The organism is Ferroplasma sp. Type II, assembly GCF_000496155.1.
Genome location: NZ_KI542711.1, coordinates 1 through 26,124, shown reverse-complemented (window position 1 = coordinate 26,124; position 26,124 = coordinate 1). Strand labels below are relative to the sequence as shown.

General features: G+C 37.8%; 26 protein-coding genes and 1 pseudogene. 18 read left to right on the top strand and 9 right to left on the bottom strand.

Going from position 1 to position 26,124, the window contains the following annotated elements; translation table 11 throughout:
* The first annotated feature begins 246 nt into the window (after positions 1-246).
* From AMDU4_RS05805 to AMDU4_RS05790, 4 genes are all read left to right on the top strand, one after another.
* Positions 247-840 carry a nucleotidyltransferase family protein gene (locus AMDU4_RS05805; RefSeq protein ID WP_021787053.1) on the top strand — a complete coding sequence of 198 codons (594 nt, stop codon included), beginning with the start codon at positions 247-249 and terminating at the stop codon, positions 838-840.
* A gap of 24 nt (positions 841-864) precedes the next feature.
* The gene (locus AMDU4_RS05800; protein WP_021787052.1) at positions 865-1,611 is read left to right on the top strand and encodes a carbon-nitrogen hydrolase family protein; all 747 of its coding nucleotides are present in this window, start codon (positions 865-867) and stop codon (positions 1,609-1,611) included.
* 237 nt (positions 1,612-1,848) lie between these two features.
* Positions 1,849-2,481: a hypothetical protein gene (locus AMDU4_RS05795; protein ID WP_290704321.1), complete on the top strand. Its 633-nt coding sequence runs from the start codon at positions 1,849-1,851 to the stop codon at positions 2,479-2,481.
* A gap of 30 nt (positions 2,482-2,511) precedes the next feature.
* The gene (locus AMDU4_RS05790; protein ID WP_021787050.1) at positions 2,512-3,606 is read left to right on the top strand and encodes a hypothetical protein; all 1,095 of its coding nucleotides are present in this window, start codon (positions 2,512-2,514) and stop codon (positions 3,604-3,606) included.
* Here the strand turns inward: AMDU4_RS05790 and AMDU4_RS05785 are convergent.
* A complete protein-coding gene (locus AMDU4_RS05785) occupies positions 3,601-5,304 on the bottom strand; it encodes an Hsp70 family protein (RefSeq protein ID WP_021787049.1) in 1,704 nt (567 codons plus the stop codon). The genes AMDU4_RS05790 and AMDU4_RS05785 overlap by 6 nt on opposite strands.
* 301 nt (positions 5,305-5,605) lie before the next feature.
* Here AMDU4_RS05785 and AMDU4_RS05780 point away from each other — a divergent pair, with 301 nt between their 5' ends.
* Both AMDU4_RS05780 and AMDU4_RS05775 read left to right on the top strand, forming a co-directional pair.
* On the top strand, positions 5,606-6,799 hold the full coding sequence (locus tag AMDU4_RS05780) for a glycosyltransferase (protein WP_290704317.1): 1,194 nt from the start codon (positions 5,606-5,608) through the stop codon (positions 6,797-6,799).
* A gap of 152 nt (positions 6,800-6,951) precedes the next feature.
* Positions 6,952-8,232 (top strand): hypothetical protein, encoded by a 1,281-nt coding sequence (locus AMDU4_RS05775; protein WP_021787046.1) that lies wholly within the window; start codon positions 6,952-6,954, stop codon positions 8,230-8,232.
* On the opposite strand, the gene AMDU4_RS05770 is transcribed toward AMDU4_RS05775, so the two are convergent.
* Together AMDU4_RS05770 and AMDU4_RS05765 are read right to left on the bottom strand one after the other, a co-directional pair.
* Positions 8,229-8,687 (bottom strand): HAD-IIIA family hydrolase, encoded by a 459-nt coding sequence (locus AMDU4_RS05770; RefSeq protein WP_021787045.1) that lies wholly within the window; start codon positions 8,685-8,687, stop codon positions 8,229-8,231. The genes AMDU4_RS05775 and AMDU4_RS05770 overlap by 4 nt on opposite strands.
* Positions 8,688-8,737: 50 nt before the next feature.
* A complete protein-coding gene (locus AMDU4_RS05765; protein WP_021787044.1) occupies positions 8,738-9,526 on the bottom strand; it encodes an SAM-dependent methyltransferase in 789 nt (262 codons plus the stop codon).
* A gap of 351 nt (positions 9,527-9,877) precedes the next feature.
* Between AMDU4_RS05765 and AMDU4_RS05760 the strand changes: the two genes are divergently transcribed.
* The 3 genes and pseudogenes from AMDU4_RS05760 to AMDU4_RS14065 all read left to right on the top strand — a co-directional run bounded on the left by AMDU4_RS05760 (position 9,878) and on the right by AMDU4_RS14065 (position 11,550).
* On the top strand, positions 9,878-10,171 hold the full coding sequence (locus AMDU4_RS05760; protein WP_021787043.1) for a cyclic pyranopterin monophosphate synthase MoaC: 294 nt from the start codon (positions 9,878-9,880) through the stop codon (positions 10,169-10,171).
* The gene (locus tag AMDU4_RS05755) at positions 10,152-10,625 is read left to right on the top strand and encodes a molybdopterin-binding protein (RefSeq protein ID WP_290704314.1); all 474 of its coding nucleotides are present in this window, start codon (positions 10,152-10,154) and stop codon (positions 10,623-10,625) included. Before AMDU4_RS05760 ends, AMDU4_RS05755 begins: the two co-directional genes overlap by 20 nt.
* Before the next feature lie 29 nt (positions 10,626-10,654).
* Positions 10,655-11,550 (top strand): annotated as a pseudogene (locus AMDU4_RS14065) (dipeptidase).
* A 2-nt stretch (positions 11,551-11,552) separates the two neighbouring features.
* On the opposite strand, the gene AMDU4_RS05740 reads toward AMDU4_RS14065, so the two are convergent.
* A complete protein-coding gene (locus AMDU4_RS05740; protein WP_021787039.1) occupies positions 11,553-12,422 on the bottom strand; it encodes a 3-hydroxyacyl-CoA dehydrogenase NAD-binding domain-containing protein in 870 nt (289 codons plus the stop codon).
* Positions 12,423-12,506: 84 nt separating this feature from the next.
* On the opposite strand from AMDU4_RS05740, the gene AMDU4_RS05735 reads away from it, so the two are divergent.
* Positions 12,507-12,767, top strand: coding sequence for a hypothetical protein (locus tag AMDU4_RS05735; protein ID WP_021787038.1), 261 nt, complete (start codon positions 12,507-12,509; stop codon positions 12,765-12,767).
* Positions 12,764-13,729, top strand: coding sequence for an MFS transporter (locus AMDU4_RS05730; protein ID WP_021787037.1), 966 nt, complete (start codon positions 12,764-12,766; stop codon positions 13,727-13,729). Before AMDU4_RS05735 ends, AMDU4_RS05730 begins: the two co-directional genes overlap by 4 nt.
* A gap of 47 nt (positions 13,730-13,776) precedes the next feature.
* On the opposite strand, the gene AMDU4_RS05725 is transcribed toward AMDU4_RS05730, so the two are convergent.
* Positions 13,777-14,199 (bottom strand): cyclic nucleotide-binding/CBS domain-containing protein, encoded by a 423-nt coding sequence (locus AMDU4_RS05725; RefSeq protein ID WP_021787036.1) that lies wholly within the window; start codon positions 14,197-14,199, stop codon positions 13,777-13,779.
* 385 nt (positions 14,200-14,584) lie between these two features.
* Here AMDU4_RS05725 and AMDU4_RS05720 point away from each other — a divergent pair, with 385 nt between their 5' ends.
* The gene (locus tag AMDU4_RS05720) at positions 14,585-15,751 is read left to right on the top strand and encodes a glycosyltransferase family 4 protein (protein WP_021787035.1); all 1,167 of its coding nucleotides are present in this window, start codon (positions 14,585-14,587) and stop codon (positions 15,749-15,751) included.
* On the opposite strand, the gene AMDU4_RS05715 is transcribed toward AMDU4_RS05720, so the two are convergent.
* Complete coding sequence (locus AMDU4_RS05715; protein ID WP_021787034.1) at positions 15,745-16,707, bottom strand: aldo/keto reductase; 963 nt, start codon at positions 16,705-16,707, stop codon at positions 15,745-15,747. The two genes, AMDU4_RS05720 and AMDU4_RS05715, sit on opposite strands and share 7 nt — an antisense overlap.
* A 73-nt stretch (positions 16,708-16,780) precedes the next feature.
* Here AMDU4_RS05715 and AMDU4_RS05710 point away from each other — a divergent pair, with 73 nt between their 5' ends.
* A complete protein-coding gene (locus AMDU4_RS05710; protein WP_021787033.1) occupies positions 16,781-16,963 on the top strand; it encodes a hypothetical protein in 183 nt (60 codons plus the stop codon).
* Between the two features lie 9 nt (positions 16,964-16,972).
* Here AMDU4_RS05710 and AMDU4_RS05705 read toward each other — a convergent pair whose 3' ends face one another.
* Positions 16,973-18,172, bottom strand: coding sequence for a CaiB/BaiF CoA-transferase family protein (locus tag AMDU4_RS05705; RefSeq protein WP_021787032.1), 1,200 nt, complete (start codon positions 18,170-18,172; stop codon positions 16,973-16,975).
* 89 nt (positions 18,173-18,261) lie between these two features.
* On the opposite strand from AMDU4_RS05705, the gene msrA reads away from it, so the two are divergent.
* A complete protein-coding gene (gene msrA / locus AMDU4_RS05700; RefSeq protein WP_021787031.1) occupies positions 18,262-18,792 on the top strand; it encodes a peptide-methionine (S)-S-oxide reductase MsrA in 531 nt (176 codons plus the stop codon).
* A 50-nt stretch (positions 18,793-18,842) separates the two neighbouring features.
* Here msrA and AMDU4_RS05695 read toward each other — a convergent pair whose 3' ends face one another.
* On the bottom strand, positions 18,843-19,196 hold the full coding sequence (locus AMDU4_RS05695) for a TA0956 family protein (RefSeq protein ID WP_021787030.1): 354 nt from the start codon (positions 19,194-19,196) through the stop codon (positions 18,843-18,845).
* A 69-nt stretch (positions 19,197-19,265) separates the two neighbouring features.
* Here AMDU4_RS05695 and AMDU4_RS05690 point away from each other — a divergent pair, with 69 nt between their 5' ends.
* The 3 genes from AMDU4_RS05690 to AMDU4_RS05680 all read left to right on the top strand — a co-directional run bounded on the left by AMDU4_RS05690 (position 19,266) and on the right by AMDU4_RS05680 (position 23,416).
* A complete protein-coding gene (locus AMDU4_RS05690; RefSeq protein WP_290704311.1) occupies positions 19,266-21,302 on the top strand; it encodes a molybdopterin cofactor-binding domain-containing protein in 2,037 nt (678 codons plus the stop codon).
* A 450-nt stretch (positions 21,303-21,752) separates the two neighbouring features.
* Positions 21,753-22,550 carry an aldose 1-epimerase gene (locus tag AMDU4_RS05685; protein ID WP_290704330.1) on the top strand — a complete coding sequence of 266 codons (798 nt, stop codon included), beginning with the start codon at positions 21,753-21,755 and terminating at the stop codon, positions 22,548-22,550.
* A gap of 80 nt (positions 22,551-22,630) precedes the next feature.
* A complete protein-coding gene (locus AMDU4_RS05680; protein ID WP_021787027.1) occupies positions 22,631-23,416 on the top strand; it encodes a glucose 1-dehydrogenase in 786 nt (261 codons plus the stop codon).
* Positions 23,417-23,489: 73 nt separating this feature from the next.
* On the opposite strand, the gene AMDU4_RS05675 is transcribed toward AMDU4_RS05680, so the two are convergent.
* The gene (locus AMDU4_RS05675) at positions 23,490-24,266 is read right to left on the bottom strand and encodes an MFS transporter (RefSeq protein ID WP_290704327.1); all 777 of its coding nucleotides are present in this window, start codon (positions 24,264-24,266) and stop codon (positions 23,490-23,492) included.
* Positions 24,267-24,387: 121 nt separating this feature from the next.
* Between AMDU4_RS05675 and AMDU4_RS05670 the strand changes: the two genes are divergently transcribed.
* Positions 24,388-25,962 (top strand): IS1634 family transposase, encoded by a 1,575-nt coding sequence (locus AMDU4_RS05670; protein WP_021787025.1) that lies wholly within the window; start codon positions 24,388-24,390, stop codon positions 25,960-25,962.
* Positions 25,963-26,124 lie beyond the last annotated feature (162 nt).

The window sequence follows — 26,124 nt, the reverse complement described above, 5'->3', positions numbered from 1 at the left end:
AATCTTGTATTTTTTATGCGAAATGCGAAAGTTAGAAAACGTTATTATTGGACTTTTACCATTATATTTCTATATGTTAAAATATTTAAAAAAATATATAAATATTCCCCCGATACAAACATTGAATTTATAAGGCGAAAATCCAAATATATAGATATAGATTTTTTGAAGTAAATAAAGAACATAGTTATCAAAAAGATGTATTCTTGATAAAAATTATATCCGTAATATTAATGGGTTTATAAGATGGTAAATGTTTCCGCCATTATTCTGGCATCGGGGAAATCCATACGATTCAATTCAAACAAATTGTTATATAAAGTAAATTTAAAACCCATTATCTCATATATTATCGACAATGTTTCCAACTCGAATTTTCAGGAACGCATAATAGTTCTGAGAAATAAAGAAATAGAGAAATATTCCATAGATAAGGGATTCAAAACAGTCTGGAATAAAGATTTTGAAAAAGGGATGTCAACATCTATTGTTCATGGGATAGAGAATATCTCTCCTAACAGTGATGCTGCAATGATAATACCTGGCGATATGCCACTTTTAGATCCCAGTGCCTTGAATAGCCTCATAGAATATTATAAATCCTCCGGGAAAGGAATATCAGGATTTATAAATAATGGAACCATAATAAGCCCCGTCATATTTTCCAGACAATATTTTGAAGAAATTCTTGAACTTAAGGGCGATAAGGGAGCCAAGTCAATAGTCTTAAGGCACAGTAATGATTTTTCAGGTATGGAGATAAGTAGCAACATCCTTATAGATATTGACACCAGGGATGACGCAATACAATTTAGGAAATTTCTAAACCATAAAGATTAAAATAATGTGCCAATATCAAAAAATATGGATATCAGCATAAGGGGAATACAATCACCGAGAATGCCTTTAGAAAGTGCATTGGAATATCTCTCCTCGCTTAAGGTTGACAATAACGAAATTCTGGTGTTTCCGGAAAAATTTATAACAACCAAGGTAAATGAGGATTCCTTGAATAAAATTCTGGAATCAGTAAAGATAAAAAATACAATAATTCTAGGAAGCATCTCTTATAATGAAGGGTCTCTTTATAACAGATCGTTTTTACTTCATAATGGCGAAATAGTTGGCTGTCAGGACAAGATCAATTTATACAGGGCTGAAAGTTTAAAATATACACCAGGAAATACCATAAAAATATTTGATGTTGAAGGACTGAGAATAGGCATACTTGTTTGTTATGACCTTGATTTTCCCGATTACCCTCGATACTTATTCAGAAACCACTGTGATATAATATTCAATCCTTCACTTATAAGAAAGGACTTTCACAGAGAATGGCATTTGTATGTTGAAACTAGGTCTCTTGAAAATAGGATACCTATTATATCAGTAAACTCTGTCTCAGATGATTTCCAGGGTGATTCGATAATAGTGTATCCCAGAAGTGAGGAAGGTGGAGTCAGGACAAATACTATTACATCGAGAAGTGTGGATATTGTCTCAAGTTTTAATACTTCCTACTATTCCGATGCAAGGGAGCAACGGTTAAGCGAGGAAAAATTGATGTCAGGCAAAGTTGTCTTTTCAGAGGCCAAAAATATTGAACATTAACATAAAGATTATTGATTATATTTATATTATAATTTAACATATAAGCGGGAAGTCCCATTTCGTTAGAGAGGCGATGAAAGCGCAAATTTTATAGTCTATTAAGTTATAATAAAAAGAGTAGGCACGGACTGTCGCCGATTTTATGCCCGTAGAGGCTCAACCTCTGCAATGCAAGTTGAGTTGTTGAAGCGGGAAGCCCCATGCGTTAGCTTGGGGAGGATGTCACTATGTAGATGTATGGTTTCAGTCGTTTCAGAATCATTTGTAACCTTTTCTACCATTGTTATATTCATCTTGAGCGCAGGCTTAACATTCTTCATTTTAAGAAAATACATAGCAAAAAAACAATTGAACTTATTGTACTGGTCTGCCGGCCTTATTGTGTTTACCCTAGCGGTATTGCTCGAAATAGTTATGGCAAACAATATATATTCAAGATTCCTTATTGATTTGTATCTATTTCTTGTTGCAGTCCTCGTACAATTCCTTGCGCTGGGTTCCTTTGCACTCTATGGAAATAAGAAATTTTTAAATTATTATTACATATATTCTATTTTGGCCACAATTTTTCTTATTGTCACACTGATTATCTATCCAATTGGAAATATAATAGACCATCATATAGTATTTGGTATCCTGCCAGTGGGTATTGTGATATCATCATCATTTGTTACATTTCCTGCTGCAGTATTTATAGTTCTTATTGCTGCAATAAGCTACAAAAAATTCCACAGCAAGAAGCTATTGAGTATTATTGCTGGGGTAATAATAGTCGCCATAGCCGGAACCCTGTATATTGCTGCCATACCTGTCTTTCTTTATTATGCTGAGTTCATAGGTATACTTCTACTATGGATAGGTTTTATGTGAAGTTTTTAATTTATGATATTATAAGGTTATATGGACTATAAATTTGAAGGGGAAAACATAAAACGAAAATTAATTGAAAAAGGTTTATACAGAAAGCTTGAGAATTACAATCCAGAATTGGAACCTGATAAAATTTCTATAGGGTACAGTTATCCAATTAAGGCCTTTGAGAAATTCTTAGGATATTATGATGATTATTATAAAATCGCATATAACCCCTCAATATCATTCAATACGGATTTCTCACTTGTGTACAGTGCATGCATGTATACAAAAAGGGAAAACTCTGACTCAGTTATTCTTGATGGTAAACAAGCCGACAGATATATTGAAAGATATAGAAAACCTCTTGAAATATTCAGAAAAAACACTGGAGTCAGAGGAAGTTTTAAATTTTATATCAAAAGGTACAGAAAATACGATGAAGCGAAGGGTTTAAGTGAATCATCCGCCGTTGCGTCCGCCGTTTCCAGATGCCTGATAAAAAATGTTTTTGGGCATAAGGCTGGAGGAGATGACAACTTCGTTTCAAGGTATGCCCGCCTGGTATCCGGATCAGGAACTCGTGCAGCGATAAATGGGCCTTCCATATGGCTTTCCTATCCGGGAATTATGGAGGAAGACTCATTTGCCGTTAAAATACCCACTTACCCGGAAAAAATAAACTATGCCATTTTTCCAAAGAATATTGATTACCAGACATCAGATGCCCATTCTGAAGTGGTCAAATCACCGTTCTATGATTCATGGTTGGATAGGAAATATAGGAGGATAAATGAAATTATAGATGAAGATTTTAAGATAGAAGACCTGATGCGAAGGGCAATGGAGGAAATGTTCGATCTAAACTCCGTGCTTATGTCAAGGGGAAACGTGATCCAGACACCGGAAAGCATCGCACTTATGAAGAATTTTATAAAATTCTCTAAAAAGAATGCAGGCATCTATATCACTGGGGATACTGGGCCTTCACTCATGGCAATGTCATCGGATAAATCTCTTTTAAATGAATTTCTTGAATCCGTGGATGATCCACGGATAATAGGTTCACATCATCCCACTGAGCATAAACAGAAGGAAATGGAGTTTTATAATGAATCTAAAGAATACCTAGAATCATTATAGACTATTTTTTAATCCATATTCCAGCTCAAGTTTTTCCGTTAATTGTGACAGGAGCCTAATATTATTACTTTTAATGGCTTTGCTCACCCTCAGTATATCCACATTGATATTATAGTAGACAGTTTCAGATGAAAGCTGCCTGTTTGCTATTCCCTTAAGGTCATGCAGCAGTTGTTCTGACCTGTTCATAATTTCAGCCATCTTTTTCCTTTCAGAGTCCGCCTTGAAGTATCTCTTTACCTTATCCTTCATTTCCTGGATTTCCTCAGGGTTATGCTGCATTGAATTGTCTATTGTTATCTCCCTGCTTGATCCTGTATCCTCATCCCTTGCAGTTACGGTCAGTATTCCATTTTTGTCCACACTGTATGTTACGTTTATAGAGACCTCACCCCTGGGTGCGGGCTTTATGCCGGATAAACGAAAAATCCCTATCTGTATGTTGTCTGAACCCATTGGCCGTTCACCCTGAACCACCTTTACCTCTATCTCCTTCTGATAATCTCTAATTGTGGTAAATGGCCTGGTATTACTGCATGGTATTGGAGTGTTTGCGGGGATCATAGTAACTGCTATATCGTTGAGCACCACACTCCCCAGGGACATTGGAACAACATCATTTAATTTTATTCTTGATATTTCACCATTGTCTCCATTTATAAACCCAGAGGCCAGTATGGAGGACCCAATGGCAACTGCAGTTTCCGGATCAATATTTTTAACTGCCCTGATTGAGAGGTAATCCTCTATGGAATGAAATAGAAATGGTATTCTTGCTGAACCACCAGTCAGTATAAGAATATTTATTCTGCTTCTGCTTATCCCGGAATTTGATATGGCTGTATCTATGCATTTATAGATATCAGGCAACATTCTTTCAACAATTTCATTTAGTTGCCTCGAAGACATGGTATATTTAATTTTTTCAGGACCCAGTAAAACCTCGGCTGATTCATGCCTTGAAAGTTTGATCTTCAATTTTTCAGCCTCGCTTCTGAGCCCTGCGGGATAAGGTATTACACTTAACCTTCTCAGGAATAATTTCATTTTATCCTCTATTTGCCTGTCCATGTCAGATCCGCCTAGCCTGGTATTGCCATAGGTTCCCAAAACTTTGAAATATCTTCCCTGGGCTCTTACAACGCTTACATCTGTTGTTCCGGAACCCATGTCAAAAACAAGGATGTTTTTTGCCTCTTTGGTTCTGACTCTATTCCAGTATGATATTGCAGCAGCTGTGGGCTCACTGACAAGCTGCTTTACCCTTATTCCAGCTATAGTGGCTGCCTCCCTGGTTGCATTCCTCTGATTGTGGTTGAAATATGCAGGAACGGCTATAACGGCGTCTCTAAGCTTCGAATTCATATATTTTTCAGCCTCAGTTTTTACCCGTTCCAGTATTATAGCACTCAGTTCAACCGGTGAGTGAAAGTTTCCATTGGCACTGTATAGATATTCAGTTCCCATCCGAACCTTAAAGCCAGATGCATTGCCATCTGGATATTGTTTTTTCATCTTTTCGGCTTCCACTCCTGTATACATTATGTCTGACCTGTCAAATGATACAGAGCTTCTGAGTGAAATACCTGTCCTGCCACCGGATAGGGGAATCATAACAGTTTTATATTGCCCCTCTGAAAGAACTGTAACGGCTGCAACCGTATTGCTGGTTCCAAGATCAATTCCCAGTGAAAACATTTGAAAACGCCCCTATAACACGCATTAATGATAAAGATAATGTATCATTCTATAAGTATTGTTGTATGATCTATTTCAATCACATATTCTTAGATTAATGATGACTTCTCATTATGTTTATGGATTATAGTTTTTGGAATCGAACGCATAGTTTTTGAAAATGTCATATATGTGCGATACGTATGTCACGCAGCATAAATGTTCAAATATCCAGTATTTTGGGTTGTGAGTCAAAAAAATAATTATTTTCCTATTACTAAAAAATTAGAACTCACGTGTTCCTTTTTCGTTGGGTAGATTAGTGGATATAAATCTTGAAATATCAGACAAACATTTCAGCCATATGCCTAAGTTCATTCTGTATAAACCATATTCAGAATTCATGAATGTTCACGAACAGAAAGCACCAGGTCAAATACCCATTGGTTTTATGGAAGCAGGTTACGATTCTGGACTTATTGTCGGAGTTTTAAAATCCCATAGCTATGAAAAGACTGGAGTAAGGGTATTCGAAACAGGCAAATTTACTCATGATACTATTATTACAGTAACCTCATCTAAAAATCTTTTCGCGAGAACATTGAAAAATTTATTTGATTTTATCGAGTATAAAAAAGTTATTAAAATTCTTAAAAACGAACGACCTGATATTTTTATATCATACACAAGATTTCCTATAACATGGATTATTGGAATATCGTACAGAATTTGGACGTTTTTTCATGGTTATACTACAAAACTAATAGTAAAGCTGGATAGCGATGGAACCTATCGATCATCTATGGGCGTCATCACAAAAATTATAGACAGTTTGTCATATTTTTCCTTATCTCTAATTTTTTCCAGAATTATTACAGAATCAACCTGTGGGTATGAGGTATTTTCAAAAATCCCACAGGTTAAAAACAAGTTAAGGGTAGTTCCAAACAGCATTTCGAACAATTTTATCCAAAAAAATTTTTCGACAGAACGATCGAGAACAATTATCACTGTGGCAAGAGTTGTAGAGATTAAAGGCATAGACATACTAATAGACGTTTTTCATAAGGTTCATTTAAATTATCCAGAATGGTTATTGGAAATAATAGGCTCCATTGAGAACTTGGAATATCTTAAAATTTTACAGGACAGAATAACTAAATATGGCCTTTCTGATGTGGTAAAGTTTCTAGGGGAGATATATGGCACCGAGTTAATTAATAAATATACAACTTCCTCTATATTCTGTCTATTCTCTAAATGCGAAAGTTTTGCTCTCAGTCGACTTGAAGCACTATCAATGGGTATGCTTGTAATATCCAGTGATGCGGGATGTGCAAAAGATTTTATAAAATACGGTTTGCAAATTGTAGATATTAACAATATTGATGAAACTGTACGTGTATTAAGGAATGCAATAGAGCTGGTAGAATCGGGAAAATTTAAACCTTCAACCAGTCAACATATTCCCTCCTATAAAGAATTGGCAATAAAGATAACAAGTAATGATTTTTAGTGATTATGAATGTATTAACCTGCAATTCTCGATGTTTTAGACATTTTACACCTTTATTTTGTGGATCATAGGGGTTTAATATTTCAATATAGTATGACATTTGGATGACAAAATTTAAGTATGAATGAATATTATAAGTATTGTGCATTTAAATGGCGTGGTATGAAGTTATAAATGGGTCTACAGATTCTGTATATAATAAGAAGCTTTATAGTATTATAGGGCAGAAATTCGGCCTTTTCTACTTTAATAAAGAGAACAGAATCCATGTGTTTCTGAATACAAATACAAGATTTTCCTTCATAAAACAATCAGTAGAACTTGATCCCATAGATGCCATGCCCCTTATGAATCATTATTTTGTCTCAGAAAGCAGAAAAGAAAAGGATTACTACGATATTGGAGTAGAATTCAACAATATAAAGGAAGTAATTGAAAAACTGGCAGATGGTCAGGGAATTATGTTCTGGTTCATGTATTATAATAAAAAGCCAGTAAAGGATCAGTATGTGCTCCAGGAAGACAAATATCTTGTAAAGATAATATTCATGCAGAGAAATGATAAATTTATGAAGAAAAAACCCGATGAGGATTTGAATAATGTAATCCTGGCTACTATTCAGAATTGCATTAAGACTGACCTTAACTGGAAGGAGATAAGAGGCAAAAAATACCGCCTGTATTCTGGAAATATCAGAAAACCACTGATGATGGGCAGTAAAAAAACACTGTATACATACAAGGCAAAAATTGAGGATTTCCTGGAACTGGATTATAGCACTAAGGATCCTAAAATAGCTGCACCACAACAATCCAGTACCGGATTTTTGGATTTCCAGCGTGAAGAGTCGGACACAGCCATAGTGCTGGACACGAAGGCAGAGATGCTAAATGCCATAGCAGGAGGAGAAAAAACCACATTGATTGCTGGACCTTCAGGAGATGGGAAAATAGGACTGGCAGCAAGGATAATAGATAATGCCGAAAAAACCGGAAGGGAAATAGCAATATTGAATACGGCAAAATTTGACCCGTTTAAAAGCCTCATAAATGGAAATATAAGTTTCAGCATTAAAAGGTTTGATATCAGTGCAGAATACTATGACCGGAGAATTGTGAACTCTGCGGCTGATGCCACTGCCCTCGCATCTAAACTATGGGCTTCACTGGTTACAGGAACGGAATCACTTCGCAACCCGCTTCTGATTATCAATTCTGTCAACGATCTTATTCCACTATCACAGAATGGGTCACCGGTATTTGAGAATGAGTTTTGGGGGAGCTTTTTCAGGTATTATGATGCCGGCAGCAACGGGATGGGCATAGTTTTCCTGAAGGACGGAGACCAGGAATCTGCCAGGCTCTATGTTGATTATATTCTGAAAGCTTCTGGTGAGCCTGAAAACAGGGCATTTGATATAATTAAAAATTAATCATATCCGTGCACCTTTATAAATTTCATTCCAAGTTTTCTGGCCATTTCCCCATCCACGCTTTCCCTGTCACCAATGACAACCGAATTGCTTATATCAATATCATATTTTATGGCCGCTTCCTCAATTAGTCCAGTCTCCGGTTTTCTGCATCTGCATCCCTGATCCGGTGTGTGAGGACAGTAAAAGAAATCCTCTATTTTTATACCTTTATATATAAGCTCCTTTGCAATTTCACGGTTGAATGATTCCATTTCCTCGACGGTGTAGTATCCCCTTCCTATTCCGGACTGATTTGTTATAACAATGATGAGGAAATTTTTTTCATAATAGTCTATCAGGAGAGGTATAATATCATCATATATCTTCAGGTCTGATAGGTTATGAGTGTATCCCTTATCATAATTCAGTGTTCCATCCCGATCTACAAAAATGGCTTTTCTCTTGCCGGTCATCAATTGTATATTTACAATAAGTTTAAAATCTTTCTTAAAATAAAAAATTATTATAATTCAGCACAGACAAAGCCTGTGTTATCTGTGCCATCCTTCAATGCCCTTTTCTCTATGTGTGTCTTGAATCCTGCGTCCTGCAACTTCTTTTCAATGTCGTCTGGTGATCCTTCAAACAATACCTGAATCCTTTTAAAAATTTTAAGTACCTCATTGTCTTCTGATATTAACTTCTTTATGGAATTTTCTCCATCAACCTTCAGTACTCCACTGTCTATTTTATATTTTTCTGCAAGTTCCTTAAGAGAAAGGTCTTTCTCACCACCACAGTATGTTGCACTGGATACGGATATCCTATTTTCCAGGTCATTTGCCTTTACATTCTTTAACAATATTTCATGAAAAGATGCTTCAGGCACGGCTATGACATTTTTAGCCCCGTTCAATGTAAAATATATGGGAGAATCCCCAACTTTGCTGCCTATATCAAGAACTATCTCTTCGGGTACGTTTAAAAATGCATATTCGTTAGCGCCGAATGTACCGAGAAAGTTATGGTTCTGGTCCATATTGCACATAAATAGCTGGCCAGATTTGTACTTAAAATTCATGCATCCAGGGACTACAGAGTTTTCAAAGGTAAAAAAATCAAGATCTCCATTGCAAAGGCTGTTTTCTACGCAGAGGGCATAGAGATATGTTTTTTGCCTGTTCCAGAATGAATCTTTCCCATTTCTTGCTATTATCTTTATATGCTCTTTCTTTGTAGCAATATCAAGCATAATATGCCTGTAATTTTTATATGCCTTTTTGTATCTTGCCATTGATTGTGTCAGACTCATTAAGGGAGATAGAATATCCGTTTATAAATTTATATTTGCTTTTGATGTAACAATTGTTGCTTTATTCTGTTTATGTATTATCTGTACCTAAGACTTCCTGTATTTTCTGGAATTCATTCATATCATAAACTCCCTGGCTTTCTTTCCCCAGATTTTTGTGTAAAGCCATAAAGATTTTAGTATGAAAACAGCATGTTAATGTTATGATAGATATTACAGACAAGAACATTATTAGCAGGGAGGCAATGGCTACCGGGACCATAAAGCTCAATAAGGAAACGATAAAGCTGATACAGGGAAAACCGGGTAAAAAAAGGGGACACTATAGAGACTGCCAAAATAGCCGGAACAATGGCAGTAAAGAATACATCCGGAATGATACCCTATTGCCATCCCGTCCCTGTAATGTCAATAGATTTCAACTTTGAAATTGATGAGGCAAAAATAATAGTTACATGCAGGGTGAAGGCTATATACAGAACAGGAGTGGAAATGGAGGCAATAAACGGTGTGCAGGTTGCACTTCTTACAATATGGGATATGGTAAAATACCTTGAAAAGGATGAGACTGGAAATTATCCTAACACATCTATAGGCAATATTAATGTTGTGTATAAGAGAAAGGGTGATTCATATACATCATGAGGAACATGAATACAGACTAAAATACAGAATAATAACTGTATCATCGACCAGAACAAAAGAAACAGACAGATCCGGGGATGCTATGGAATCGTTTATTGGTGTCAACTGTTCAAGATCACTGGTAAAGGATGATGAATTACAGATACTTTCTGAATTCTTTGGATACTATAACAGTACTGATGTTTTTATTTATATTGGCGGTACGGGGGTATCACGGCTGGATCAGACATCCATGGCTATCAGGAAAATTGCTGAAAAAGAAATGCCAGGATTCGGACAGCTTTTCAGGGAGAAATCTGGAGGCATATTCCCATATTTGTCCGATGCCTCACTCTTTATTTACCGGAAAAAAATAATCTTTACCCTTCCAGGCTCAGAGGATGCACAGGGGATAGCCTACAGCATAATAAGTGAAATTGTGCCACATCTCTTCCATGAAATAACAAAGGAATAATTTAATTAGACACGTTACATTCCATTTTTATGAAATTTATAGATTTGCACGAGGACATAGCCTATTCATCTATGTACAGGGATGTCATACATGGAAATGAGCAGTCAGGAATTGATATGCTTAAGGCATTCCCCGGTTCAATTATTTTCTCTGTGGTTTTTCCACATGTAAATATGCAGTATGGAAACGCATATGGAACATCAATACCGAATATAACATTAGCTTATCAGCAGTTCAGTTATTACAGGGAAATATCAGAAAAATACGGCATAAATATTCTCCGTGGCAGGGAAGGCATAGACAAAGGAATTAATTTTCTCATATCCATGGAGGGGACGGACATAGTCAATAGACCTGAGGATATAGGCTTATTCTATTCAATGGGATTAAGAAATTTGGGACTTACATGGAACTATGATACAAAATTTGCATCTTCATGCTATTCAAAAAAGGATTACGGGCTTACAGGATACGGGGAAGACCTCATAAAACTTTGCAATAGCTATGGAATAATTATAGATTTGGCCCATGCTGGAAAAAAACAATACTGGATGCCTGCGAAGTTTCATCCAGGCCGGTACTGGATTCCCACACAAATTTTAAGGCTCTGAAAAACCATCAGAGGAATATTGATGAGGAATCAATAAAAGCAATAGTAGAAACTGACGGTGTCATGGGGATAACAGGTATAAGGGATTCCCTGATAACACCGGATATTGATGGTATAATAGCAAGCATAACATACCTTGGGGATAATTTTGGATGGAGACATGTGAGCCTGGGTACCGATTTTCTGGGTATACCTAAAACACCCGAGGGATTCGCAGATGTAAACGCAATAGAAAAATTGAAAGATATGATAGGAAGCCACTCAGAAGACGTACTCTTCAACAATGCATTACGTGTTATAAGAGCAAATTTATAAAATTATAAATCGTACCATCCCCCATTGCTGTTCATTTTAACTTTTTTGCTTCCCTTGTATCCTGCATAAACCATTTCCTTAAGCATTGGTGGTGGAAGCTTCTTTTCGTCTCCAGTTTCTGAATACAGGTAATCCCCTATCTCTTTCACGGTATCAAGGCCAATGGTATCCATAAGCTCAAACGGCCCCATGGGGAATCCAAAACCCAGTTTTACCATTTTGTCTATATCCTCCTTGCTGGCTATCCCCTTTTCATATAGCCGCAGGGATTCCACCAGCCATGAATGAACAAAGTTAGTAGTGAAAAAACCGGGATAATCCTTTACTACTACAGGTTCTTTGCCCATGGATCTTGCCATCTCCAGAACAGTATTCACTGTATTATCAGAGGTGAAACGGGTTTTAACAACTTCTATGAGTTTCATCACAGGTGCCGGATTGAACCAGTGCATTCCAATAAGCCTTGATTTGTTTTTTATATTCATTCCTATTTCAGATATCATTATCCCCGAAGTGTTGGATGCTATTATTGATTCATCCGGTATGTTTTTCTCTATGCTTTCCATAACTTTCAATTTCAGTGACATAATTTCAGGGACAGCTTCTATGACAAAATGCCTGTCGCTGAGCATGCCATAATTTGTAGAAATTTTAAGGTTTTTCATGTACTCCGCTTTCTGGATTTCTGATATTGTTCCCTTTTCCACAAGCCTGGCCAGTCCGAATTTACCATCACTGATATTTTTCCTTGCATTTTCTAGAATCTGGTCATTTATATCAATAAGGAGTGTATCCAGTTCATTCCTGATAAATACCTGCGCTATGCCCTGTCCCATGATTCCCGAACCTATTACTGCTACTTTTTTTATCATAGAAGTTTATACCGTGAAATAATAAAAACTTTCATAAGAAAACGTATTTTCAAAGATTAAATATTCATTTGCAATTAGGATAATATGAAAACAACTGCAAATACAATGGTGCTGGTTAATTTTCTCATGCTTTTATCTGTAACATTCACAATGAGGTCCTCAACAAATATGCTGATGACAGTTGTCCCTATATTTACAAAATATGTCATAAATGCCGATGTGTTCTTCGTAGGGCTTACTGCAACCCTTTATGGAATTGGTGCAATGGCATCCAATATTTTTGTTAACGGAAGAATTAGTGTTGACAAGACCCAAAGATTGTATTTGCATTCCTGGCCATTATGACAATTGGAATATTTGTGTATATATTTTCAAAAAATATTTACGAGGTCCTTATCCTTTCCGGTATAACTGGATTTTCCATGGGAGTGGTGCAGCCGCTTCTGATGACAATTACAAATGCCATAGCCGCGCCGGAGAAAAGAGACAGATATATAGCAGCATACACTTCAGCTTTATCCCTGAGCCTTATATTCGGGGTGCTGGTGGAAGGCCTGATATTGTCGTCCATAAATGTAAGATATGCTTTTCTCATATTCTTTTTCATAGCATTTTCCTCTTCAGTAATGATGTATGTACTGTCCCTTAAGATCCATATACCGGCCAGATCAACAAAAACAAGGTCATTTAAGGAAATTATAAGCAGGGCATCAACATCCTTAAAACAGGGAAAAGTTCTTTTTGCCATGTTTGGAAATATATCATATGCATTTCCGTTTATACTTCTAATTACCTATGGAAGCATAATTGGAAAGGAATACGATGGAATAGCACCAAGCACTTTTCTTTATCTTCTTACCTTATTCTTTGGAATTTCATTCCTTTCAAGGGTCATACTGTCAATCAGGCAGGTGCGCAATAAGGAATTTCTAATGTATGCAGCATTTGCAGCCAGTATCCTGGGCTATCTTCTGATAGGCATAGACACAGGTGTGATAATGTTTATTGCAGCGCTCTTGATACTTGGATTTCCACACGGGTCCATATTTCCTCTTTCAACTTCATACATTGCAGCCAGTGTGGACATGGAGTATATGAACATCATTTATTCAGTATTTCTGCTTATTATGGACGTGATTGCCTTTATAATACCTTTTATTTTCGGTCTGATATCTGAATTATATAACATAAAAATTGCTATCTATGTGACTCTGGTGCCTATGGCATTACTGATAGCCATATCTGTTGCGTTTAATGTGAGGGATAACAGGATAAAAAGAATCGCAGCTATTCCGGAAAAGGTTTAACATATAAGCGGGAAGTCCCATGCGTTAGCTTGGGGAGGATGTCACCATTATCTAATTCCAAATTTTGATGCTATTTCAACCATGTCTGCTACGTGTTCACTGAAGAATTTAAGTATGTCTCTTGATGTTATTATACCTGATATTTTACCCTTGTCTATAACCAGTAGTCTTCTTATCCCTTTCTTTGCCATTAGATTCGCAACCTTCTCCATAGGTGTATCTGAGGTAACAGATGTGAGGGGTGTTGTCATTATTTCCCTCAGTGGAACTTTTGATGCGTCAGCCTCTTTTGAGAGAATCTTATTTATATAATCCCATTCTGTAACTATGCCAGCAGGTATGTTTTCATTACTCACTATTATATAGCCCTGCTGTTTCTCTGCCATCATTTTTGAACCTTCAAGGGCACTGGTGTTTCCATCTACAATCTGGCAGTTCTTCTTCATTATATCCTCTGCATAAAGCACCATAAGAGTAAATTCTATGTTAATATTTAAAGTAGATGTGATGGAAGAAAATCATAATATACGTATTGCATATCATTGAGAATTATAAATTACAGGTCAATCTAACGTCATAATCATATTATCCTGAATACCTGTAAATATTGATAAGATTTCTAAACAGAGCTATTTTATAGATTTCATGTAATAGTCTCGCGTAGATAATAATTTTATTAACATTTCAGGTTGAAATCGCCCAGGAGATTTTATAAAGTAGTGAAAATTAATATATTTAGGTCAATCGTATTATAAGCTTCTCCATTGTTATTATGAGGTTACTGTACTGGAATTATTTTATCTATAGAATATTTAAAATATAATCCACCAATTATGGCTCAGTGGATATTTGAGAATGGCTATAGTAGGATCAATGAACTTAGAATTCGCAGGTGGAGGTGAGGCTAATGCCCGTGATATCGCAGAACTATTTGTACGCCAGGGCTATGATGTTACACTCTTTGGCACAGGCATTCCAAAGGGCTACGAGGAAAAGGCTGGAGAATACATATTCCATTATGTTCCCAGTGCATTTACCTTTGATATAATGGCAACAGGCCCGGTGCTTAAAATTTCCCACATACTTTCAATGGGACTTACAGGCCTATACACATATAACCGCATATACGAAAAAATAAAGGATTTCGATGTCTATTATTTTATTTCTCCTACAATAATGTTCAGGAATGTGGGTTACAGGTTAATGAAAGAGGGCAAAACTGTGATACTGGGGAACCATGGAACATTCTTTGAGGTCCTGGATATGTATGGCTTCGCATCAAAGGCCTATTCAAAAATATTAACAAAGATGATATTCCGTAAATTATTGAAAAACAAAATGAAATTTTTTATACATGTGCAGAATAAATACCAGGCACAGTACTATGCAAGAATTAAATGTGACCCGTCATATATAAGAGAAATTCCATATAACAATGTTAAATTCAGCAATTATGGCTGTTTTAACAACGAAGAATTCGCTGTAGTGTATCTTGGCAGGCTCATGGGGAGCAAGGGAGTTGATATGTTGCTCGAACTGGAAAAAAGGGCAGATATAAATCTTCACATAATAGGAAAAGGTCCATATATGGAAAGACTCCAGAAATTGAAAAATAAAAATACTGTGATCCATGGATATGTATCTGCACAGGAAAAGATCATGCTCCTTGCTGGAAGCGATGTAATGATAGTCCCTTCCATAAATGAGTCACTTTCTATTTCTGCAATAGAGGGGCTGGCCTCAGGACTTTACCTTATAGTTTCAGCAACCTCAATGGGTCCGAGGTACATAGTCAGGCAGGATAATATTTTCGGTGTGGCTGTTCCCAGGAATCCAAAAAACTTCATAAAGGAAATAGAAAGAATAAAATCCATAAAGGAGAGAAACAAAATGGATTATTATAAGGAGAAAATGTTGAGACGTGAAATTGCTATGAAAATGTTTGATGCTGATGTTGTGGATAAGCAGTTGATAGAACTTTTCACTGATGCAATAAACAGAAATAATAAAGGGAATCAGTAACCTGCTGTGCCTTTCACAATTCTGTGTGGTATGTACCTTTTTTCTATTAATTCCATTTCTTCTTTGCTTAGTTTAATGTCCAATGCAGCCATATCATCCTCAATATATTCAGGCTTTGTTGCACCAATAACCGGTATGAATCCCTTGTTCAGGACGTAGGCAAGTGCCAGCTGTGATACGTTTATGCCCCTGTTTTTGGCTATTTCTTCAATACTATCCAGTACATCAAAATCGGCATCGCTGAAATACCTCTCCTTCATGACAGGATATGTCTTTGTCCGTGTAGTTTCATTTTCTGAACCCCTTTTGTATTTTCCGGAAAGGAAACCAGCGGCTATTGGAGAGAAGGGTGAATATGCAATTCCGTGCTTTTCACAGAAGGGTATTACGTCCCTTTCATCCTCCCTGTATACTGCATTGTAATGATTCTGAACTATGGCAGGGCGGATGTTTTCCTGCATATCCATTACTGTATAAAATTCAGCAACCTGATATCCGGTAAAATTACTCAATCCTACATATCCGGCCTTTCCAGAGGAAATAAAGTTAGAAAGAGTCCTTGCTGTATCCCTGAAATCCACACTGTCAAATATGGTGTGCAGGAAATATATATCTATGTAATCTGTTCTCAGGTTTTTGAGGCTATTCCTTATTTCGTTGAGAAGTACTGTCCTGCTGAAGCCCTGCGTAAAGTCATTTATTTTTCCCCCGCCCTTGGTACTTATAACCAGCTCATTCCGGTATCCGCTAATAGCCTCTCCGATAATCTTCTCTGAGTCTCCGGATGAGTATAAATTTGCAGTGTCAATAAAATTTATTCCAAAATCTATAGCTTTTTTTATTATTTTCTTTGAGGCTTCAGGGTCTGCCATCCATTTGGCCTTTCCAAATGACATACCGCCAAGGCAGAGTTTTGAAACTCTTAAATCTGTATATCCCAATTTAGTATATTCCATAAATGTACAATTTTATTATGTATTTAAAGCTTCATAATACAAATATTATAATCCACTGTTGCATTATAGATTTATGATTTGTGATGATCTCGGGTACATGGTTTTATACAGCAGATCGGGAAAATCTGTAAGTCTAACGCATCAGGAAACTGTAGATCTGTGTTTGAAGTCGCAGGAGGCTGGGATGGATCTTCCAAAATATATCATAAAAGAATTTATGAAAGATCTGAAACTGATTAAGTTCAGGTATGATTGACAGTAGATATTAGTCATCTTTTTTCCGCCTGAAGATAACATTATTACGATAAAATTCCTGTATCTCTTTTCCGGCATAACCTAACTTAAAAAGTATCTCATCATTTCCCTCTCCCAGCCACGGTGGTGGTATCTTAACTTCTCCTGGAGTTCGTGACATCTTGAATGGTGTTCCGGCAAGTGTAATTTTTCCGTAATCGGTTTCCATGGACAGAACCATTTCCCGGAATTTTATCTGGCTATTATTTACTGCATCGCTAACCATGTTTACAGGTGCGCAGGGGATTCCATTTTTCACCAGTATGCTATAGGCTTCATATGTAGTTTTGTCTTTCAGCAAATTTTCAATTTCCTTTTCCAGCACATCCCTGTGAGATACCCTGTCAACGTTGGTTTTGAATTCTTTGCGTTCTATTAGTTCTGGCGAAATCGCACTGCAAAACTTCTCCCAGAGCCTGTCTGTTCCCACGGTTATTACTATATAACCATTCATTGTCCTGTATGCCTGGTAAGGAGCAATGCTTGAATGTGCAGAACCTAATTTTTCAGGATTTTTGCCTGTGGAGAGGTATGAGAGCAACTGATGTGTGAGAACGAGAAAATTTGAATCAAGCATTGACAGGTCTATATACTGCCCCTCGCCTGACTGTTTCCTGCTATACAGTGCGGCAAGAATAGAGACGGCGGCAAAGAGTGCAGTGGTGATATCCCCTATGGGAACCCCGAATTTTACAGGTGATGAATCCGGATTTCCGGTTATGCCAAGAAGGCCACTCATGGCCAGTATTGTAAGGTCATATCCCGGATAATCTTTCATGGGTCCGGTCTGGCCATATCCAGATATGCTGCAGTATATAATTTTTGGATTAATTGCTTTTGCCATCTCATAAGAAAAACCAAGTTTTTCCATAGTGCCCGGCCTGAAGTTTTCTACCAGTATGTCTGATTGTGCAATCAATCTCCGGAGTATTTCTTTACCATCCCCGGTTTTCAGGTCTATGGCAATGCTTTTTTTATTCCTGTTTGTGCTTATAAAATATGATGAAATACCATTCATATAGGGTGGTGCCCAGGATCTGGTCTGATCTCCATTTGGAGGCTCTACCTTTACCACATCTGCGCCGAGGTCTCCCAGAAGCATTGTGGCAAAGGGTCCTGACATAGCCTGGGTAATATCAAGTATTCTTATTCCCTTCAATGCGTTTTCCATTATAATTCAATGCCAGTATGTATTTATTATTTGCTGAAAATACAATAGGGTATAGATAATATTTATAATCCACGTGGCAATGTTTTTCCATGGCTGAAAAATTCATAGTTGTTGGAACAGGATGTTTCTGGTGCAGTGAGGCTATTTTTAAAATGATCAGGGGAGTTAACAGTGTTATTCCTGGCTACGCAGGAGGGCATGCTGATAATCCAACGTACAGGCAGGTGTGCACAGACAAAACCGGCCATGCTGAGGTTGTCAAGATTTTCTATGATCCTGATATCATTAGTTTTGAAAAGCTTCTTGAACTGTTTATGGCAACCCATGACCCTACATCATTGAACAGGCAGGGGAATGACATAGGGACACAGTACAGATCTATTATACTTTACAATGACGACGCTGAAGAAAAACTGATTAAAGACTTCCTCAAGGAGCAGCAGAAAAATTATAGAAAACCCATAGTAACAGAAGTTAAAAAATTGGACCGGTTCTATGAGGCAGAAGATTACCATCATGATTATTTTGCGAATAACCAGTCAAATCCCTATTGTGCCATGGTGATAAAGCCAGAAATAAACGATTTTGTAGTGAGATATGGAAATATGGTGAAAAGATAAATTATTTTTTCTATGTTCAAAAAGGTGTATTGGGGAACTGGGCTTTAGCTTTATACTGTCTGTTTTTCAGCACTCTCCAGCGATGAATTAACCTTCTTTTTGTCTATGCCAAGATTCTGGGAAAATGACATGTCCACTATCTTTTTCCCGGTATTTACTATAATTATACCCACATTGGCATCATCCTTATTCACACCATTGCTTTCACCATACTTATTAATAAAAACCTTTATATTCTCTATACTGGAACACAGGTCGTCAAGGCTTGTATTCAGCATTTCAAGAGGGACGCACATGGTATTCGATTTAAGGCCATGCCTTATATTATATGCCACGCAATTAGCCATGGTGGAATATTTTTCTGTGAAATATAATACTATGTTTTTGTTTGAAACTTCTTCCAATAAAATAAAAACTATTTGTTTAGAATGATTAATAATAATATTAATAAAGGTGCCAGTCAATATGCCCCTATGGATTACAGAGACAGGTATGTTGATGGCATGGGAAAATACATAGATGACATGGCACTTGATGGTATGCTCTATATGAGTGTTTTCAGAAGCCCCTATGGGAAAGCCAGGATAAAGAACGTAAAGGGTGGGTTAAATGGCTCTGAATTGAAGCTGTTTTATAAATCATCCATGGGAGAAATGGCTTCCCTTGGTGGAGATTCTAATTCAGTATATTTAGAACCTGTATTTGCCATTGATGAAGTAAATTATGAAGGACAGGCTATTGCCGCAGTATTCGGAAAAACCAGGTATGAAAGTGAGGATCTTCTAAGTACAGTTTCTGTGGATTATGAACCAATGAAAGCGGTATCAAGTATAGACGAATCAATGAAGGCATCACCAATACACAGTGGGACTAAGGACAATGTACTTGCAAAGGCCGATCTTGGAGAGGATTTTGACGAAAACGATGTGGACTTTGACCTCACACTTGAGGATACATTTTACAATGAAAGGATAATAGCCAACTCCATGGAAACAAGGGGGTGCATAGCTGATTATAGGGATTCAAAACTGACATTCTATGCTTCAACACAGTCAGTTCAGTCAGTCAAGGCAGGGCTTGTCCAGGCACTCAACCTTGAACCAGAGAATGTAAGAGTAATTCAGGCAGATACTGGGGGAGCCTTCGGGGTAAAGGGTTCCTTCTATCCTGAATATGTTATGGCGGCCTATGCATCCATGAAATATGGGAAGCCTGTGAAATGGATAGAGACCAGAAGCGAGCATCTGCAGGCAGCATATCCTGGACGTGGTGCCAGGGCTAAGATAAAAATTTATGCAAGGAATGACGGCAGAATAACAGGAATAAAGGGAGATATTTATGTTGATGCCGGTGCCTATGATGCGGGAACCGGAAGTTTTGCTTCCAGGTTTATAGCATACCAGATTACTGGACCTTATCATATTGAAAAGGCTTATATGCGCGCATATTCAATGCTGACAAATAAGGCGCCCATGGGTCCATACAGGGGAGCAGGGAGACCGGAGGCCGCATTCTTTATGGAAAGAATGATGGATCTTCTGGCGGACAGGCTCCAGATGGACATTTCAGAGGTGAGGCTTATAAATGCATCAACAGAACCTTTCACATCGCCCACAGGGCTAACGGTCAAGGAGGCTACCCGGCCTTTCCTGGAGAAGGCTCTGAAGGAAGTTGATTATAATAGGATATCGAGAGAGGAAAAAACCGGTATAGCATTCTTCGTACTCATCCCAGCATCCAGGCCCGGAGAGAGTGCCAGAATAGATGTTTCAGAAGGAAAAATTAGGGTTCAGCTCGGTGGGAATGTACATGGACAGGGACATGAACTTTTTGTGAAAAATATTCTTGAGAATGACCTTCAGGTTGAGCAGGATCTCATATCACTGGAAAACGGTGATACTTCTGAAATGGAAAATGGGGTAGGAAGCTGGGGAAGCAGAACTGCAATAGCCGGGGCTTCAGCCCTTATGGCCGCTGCAAAAAAAATTAGGGATCAGGTTATACAAAAATTCGGGAAATACAGCCCTGAAAAATTGTTATCGGGAAATTACAGTGCATATGAATTTCTCAAAATAGATTACGATGTGAACTCAGTGAATTTCAACATGATTACTGCAGAAAGAATGAATAATGGGCTAGTAGCAATGAAGGACTGGTACTGTTACTATGATCTGGGACACGTGCTCAGCCCTGTAAACGTTGTAGCCCAGATAACAGGAGGTGCTCTTGAAGGTGTGGGGCAGATGTTTTCTGAGTCACTCAAATATTCTCCGGATGGGCAACTGATGACCACAAGCATTTCCAGTGCCGGGATTCTCGAAAGCGAATATGCTCCCAGATGCCATATCAAATGGGTTGAAAACGGATCTCCTGCACCAAATCAGGCAAAAGGGCTTGGTGAGGCACCTACAATAGGAACTCCGGCCGCACTTGCCAGGGCAGTAGAATTGATCACCAGGAACAGGGTAGTCAACACGCCTATTAAGCTGGAGGATATTGTTAATCCCTAATACTCTATATATTCTGAGATTTCCGCTGATGTGTGCCAGTAATTATTTTTATGTGCCTTTCCACTCGATTCATATATCCCGTATTTTAAGGAATCATTGGACTCCCCTGCCTTACGGGAGAAATTTTTAATAGTAATTTTTATATACACGACACAGTTTTAAACTATATCATGTTTCAATATGTCTGCTACCTCATGAGGGGAAATTTGTTCCCTTAGGAGCAGCGCAGGAATTGATTAGGGGGCTTGGAAAATATGAAAGAAAGGCAGAAGTTAGATAGGAGAGATGCATACACACTGGGAAATCAATCCTTATAAAAGGAGGAGAAAAGAAGATGAATATAAGCACAAAGAAGGTAAAAATGGTAAGATATGCCAGGGAATTGGGATTCACTACACAATTCTTTTCCACACTTTTGCATGGTATTTCCCCGGAGGGAGCCAGGTGAAAATGGAATGTAATGGTTTCACTGGAAGTTTTGATTCCAAGGGGGCCTATCTTGAATATCTGGAGAAGGATGGAATAGAGCTAATCAGAAAAAGCCCGGATGGGAATAGCACACATGGAGGGGCTGCCGTTTTATTTCCATTTGGAAACCGTGTGAGGAATACTGAATATACATATGATAACAGGAATTACCAGCTTCCCTCCAATGATGGGAAAAATAGCATACATGGACTGGTCAGGAATCTCATATTTGATTCCATCGAAGGTGATAATTATATTGAGTTTTCAAGGCATTTACAGTCCGATTCATATCCAGGAGAAGCAGAAATAAAGATCAGATATGAATTCAGCGAGAATTCATTTGAAACAACTTTTTGTGTGAAATCACTCACTGGTAAGATCCCGGTAGAAATAGGTTTCCATCCATACTTCAGCATAGATGGGGCATATTCCATAGCATATTCTGGAATAATGAAAAAGTTAAATTATTCAGACAAATATTTTCCTGATGGCACTACTACCACTGTAAACTATAATGGAAAGGAAATTAATAATATGAAACTGGATAACTGCTTTTATCTCAATGCACCTATAAGCATGAGGGATAAAACACATTCTGTTACCATAATCAGGAAAAACATGCCGTATATTGTAATTTATAATGGTGAACATGCAGGAAATAATGCTGTAGCAATTGAACCAATGACAGGTGCCCCTGATGCATACCACAATGGAATTGGAATTCTATCTCTGGACAAGGGCAATGATTTCAAATGCGCATATTCCATAGAAGTTTCATAAAAGCTTTCATAGTATTTTCCACGAATATTTAAAACATAGCATATATTTATATCATTAATTAGATTGATTTATTGACAGAAATGAACAACATGGATTTAACTGGAAGAATCGCCCTTGTCACCGGTGCAAGTGGAGGAATAGGAAAGGCTATTGCTATCACTTTAGCATCTGCAGGAGCAGCAGTAGCTGTACATTATGGTCGCAATCAAACGGCGGCAGATGAGGTTGTCAGTGAAATTACTGAAAATAAAGGCAAGGCAAAGGCATTCAGTGCGGATGTTTCTGATCCGGATGCAGTGCAGAAAATGTTTCTTGAGATAGACTCATCTTTGGGCAGTGTTGACATCTTAGTGAATTCGGCAGGAATAGATGGAGTACGGTCACTCCTGGGAGAAGACAGAATAGAAGACTGGAAACGTGTAATATCAATAAATCTTTACGGACCATATTTCTGTTCCAGAATGGCTGTCCAGAGAATGGAAAAGAAACGTAGTGGGGTAATAATTAATATTACATCTGACCACGTAGACATACCATGGGAAGGATACAGCGCTTACTGCAGTTCAAAGGCAGGGCTTGATATGCTTACAAAAACGCTGGCCCAGGAAACTGCTGACAAAGGGATCAGAGTTATTTCAATTGCGCCAGGAGCAATAAAAACTGGAATAAATAAATCTGTGTGGGAAGATCCTGAAATGCTAAGGGATTTGGATAAAAAAATAGCCATGGGAGTTCCAGGAGATGCCCAGGATGTTGCCAATGCGGTATTATTCGCTGCCAGTGACATGGCAAAGTACATGACCGGAACTACTATAGTTGTTGATGGTGGAATGCTGATATATCCGGATTTCAGGCATGGAGGATGAACCGTTTTAAAATATAAGGATATTTTTTAGAAATATTATCAATTTATTTAAAAAAAATAGAGTTTATAAAAAATTATTTGTTTCCGGCATTTGGGGATTTTCCAGATTCTGCAGCATTTTTCACATCTTTTAACTGGTTCTTCTCAAACATATCATTAATTTCTTCTACCGATTTGTTTTTCGTTTCCGGCATTATAAAGTAGAAGGTGATTACAGCCATTATTGAGAGTATTCCAAATACAGCCATTGTATATCCAAGCCCTATGTCAATATGCATAACAGGGAATAACTCTATAATTGCAAAATTAGAAATCCAGTCAACCACGGCTATGAGAGAGGCATACAGCCCCCTATACTGAGTTGGGAAATATTCTCCCTGTATTAACCACCCCGTTCCACCAACGCCGAAAGCAAAGAATACAATGAATCCTGCAAATCCTATGAGTAATCCTATTTCTATATGGGAAAGGTAGAGTACTGTCCCAAGTATATCAAAAAATGCCATGCCAGCATACCCAAGAAGTCCAAGAGACCGTCTACCGTAGGAGTCTATAAGCCTGAATCCTATAAGGGTTGCCAGTACGTTAATTATGGCCAGGATCGAAGATGCTTCAATACCAAAAACAGCATTGGAGAGATACGTGCCTGACGTAGAGCCAAATATATGAAGGTTTGCAATAACTGTGGGGCCATAATAGAAAGGAATATTTATACCGGTAATTTGCTGGAACATCATGAAAAGAGCAACTATGACAAAAGCTCTTTTTATTCCAGGGGTAGCCTTCATCTTTGTTTCCTTTTCGACTAAGACTTTGTGCGTATTTTTAATATCTGAAAGCTGTGCAGTTATATTAAAACTTGACTTTCGAGTTATAAATTTCTGAAACCACCTATTATCAAGGATAAATTCTATATTATGTTGGTACGGTTATACGTCTTAACATTAATATAGTATTATGTAATATATCTGTATGAGGCTCAGGGTGAACAGTGTAAAGAGGGGGAAATCCCTTCTAAAATATGCCCAGATTGTAGAGGATTATGTGGAAGATGGAAAAAAGAAAACAAGGATAGTGAAACATCTTGGCCCTGTCCACACAGAAAAAGACATAGAGGAATACAGAAAACTCTTTGCCCTTGAAAACAGGAAATTGCATGTTGAAAAGGCAGATCTGAGAACACTGGATATCATGCCGCCAAGGGAGTATGGCATGGTATATGCAGCTGAAATACTCTGCCGTGACCTTGGGATTGACCATATTTTTAGAATGCTTGGAAACTATTCCAGGATCATATTCCTCTCCGTGGTATCAAGGCTTGTAAATCCATCCTCAGATATTGGCCTTCTCAGGATACTGGAGAAGACAGAATATCCAGTAGAAAACATTTCAAAGGACAGGATATATTCTGCACTTGATAAACTGATCTCAATGAAGGATGAGATCGAAACATCCATAGTCAATATGCTGAAACCTGATATGAAGAGGGTATATTATGATCTCACATCAACATACTTTGAGGGAAAGGAGAAGAATGATCTTGTATTGTTTGGATATTCCAGGGACAAAAAGAGGGGAAAGAAACAGATAAACATAGGCCTGATGATGGCCGATGGCATACCCATACACCATGAGGTATTCCCTGGCAATACAGTAGATCCAAAAACACTTGAACCCATGAATAACGACCTCAGGAAGAAGTTCCATGTGAAAAGAATTATATTCTTCGGTGACCGTGCCTTTGGAAGGAGGCCATCACTGAGATATCTGGATAAGAATGAGTATGTGACAGCAGTATACAGGTGGGATCAACCCTACAAGAATATATTGAAGGAATGCTCCTTCAACGATGAACATTACCTGGAAGATATTGAAATATATGCAAGGGAAGTGGAAGTGAAATGGAATACAAAGGATATGGGAAAGAGGGAGATCAAGAGAACAGGAAACAGGAGGGCCATAGCAATATACAACAAAGATAGGGAGAACGAGGATATTGCAGATGTGGAGGAGAAGGTATCAATCGTCAAGGAGATCATGAAATCAGGGAAGAAGGGAAAGGATCTTGTCAAAGCTCTTGGAAGCCTCAAACCATATACCAAATCAAATGGAACTGAGTTAAATGCAAAAAGGATTGATGAGAAGAAGAGGCTTGCAGGCCGTTTCATGATTGTAACGGATACAGATCTTCCCATAGGGGATATTGTTAAGGGATACAAGGATCTGTGGAGGATCGAAAGATCATTTAGAACCATTAAATCATTCCTTGAAATCAGGCCGGTAAACCACAGTAAAGAAGAGAGGATTGAAGCCCATGTTTTTATCTGTGTCCTTTCCCTCCTCATTGCAAGGCTTTTCGAGAAATCCATGAATAATGAGATGACAGTATCCGTAATCTCAGATATGTTATCAGAACTGAAGGCAATACCTGTAAGAACTGCAGATGGTATAATTACCCTCAGATCTGAGTCAGAAAATGCCAGGCATATACTTGAGAAGATGAAGATACCCTATCCCGGAAAGATATTAAGTTCCGTACCAACATAATTTTTGAAGAATTGGCAGGCCAATCCGTGTAAAAGGACTTCTGCATGAGATTGCCCATAAACCTCTTCTCGAAAGTCAAGTTAAAACGTTTCAGTGAGGCTATTGCCTTGTCGTACTTTTCATGCAATATAAGCCATCTCGGGGATTCAGGCATGTAGAAGC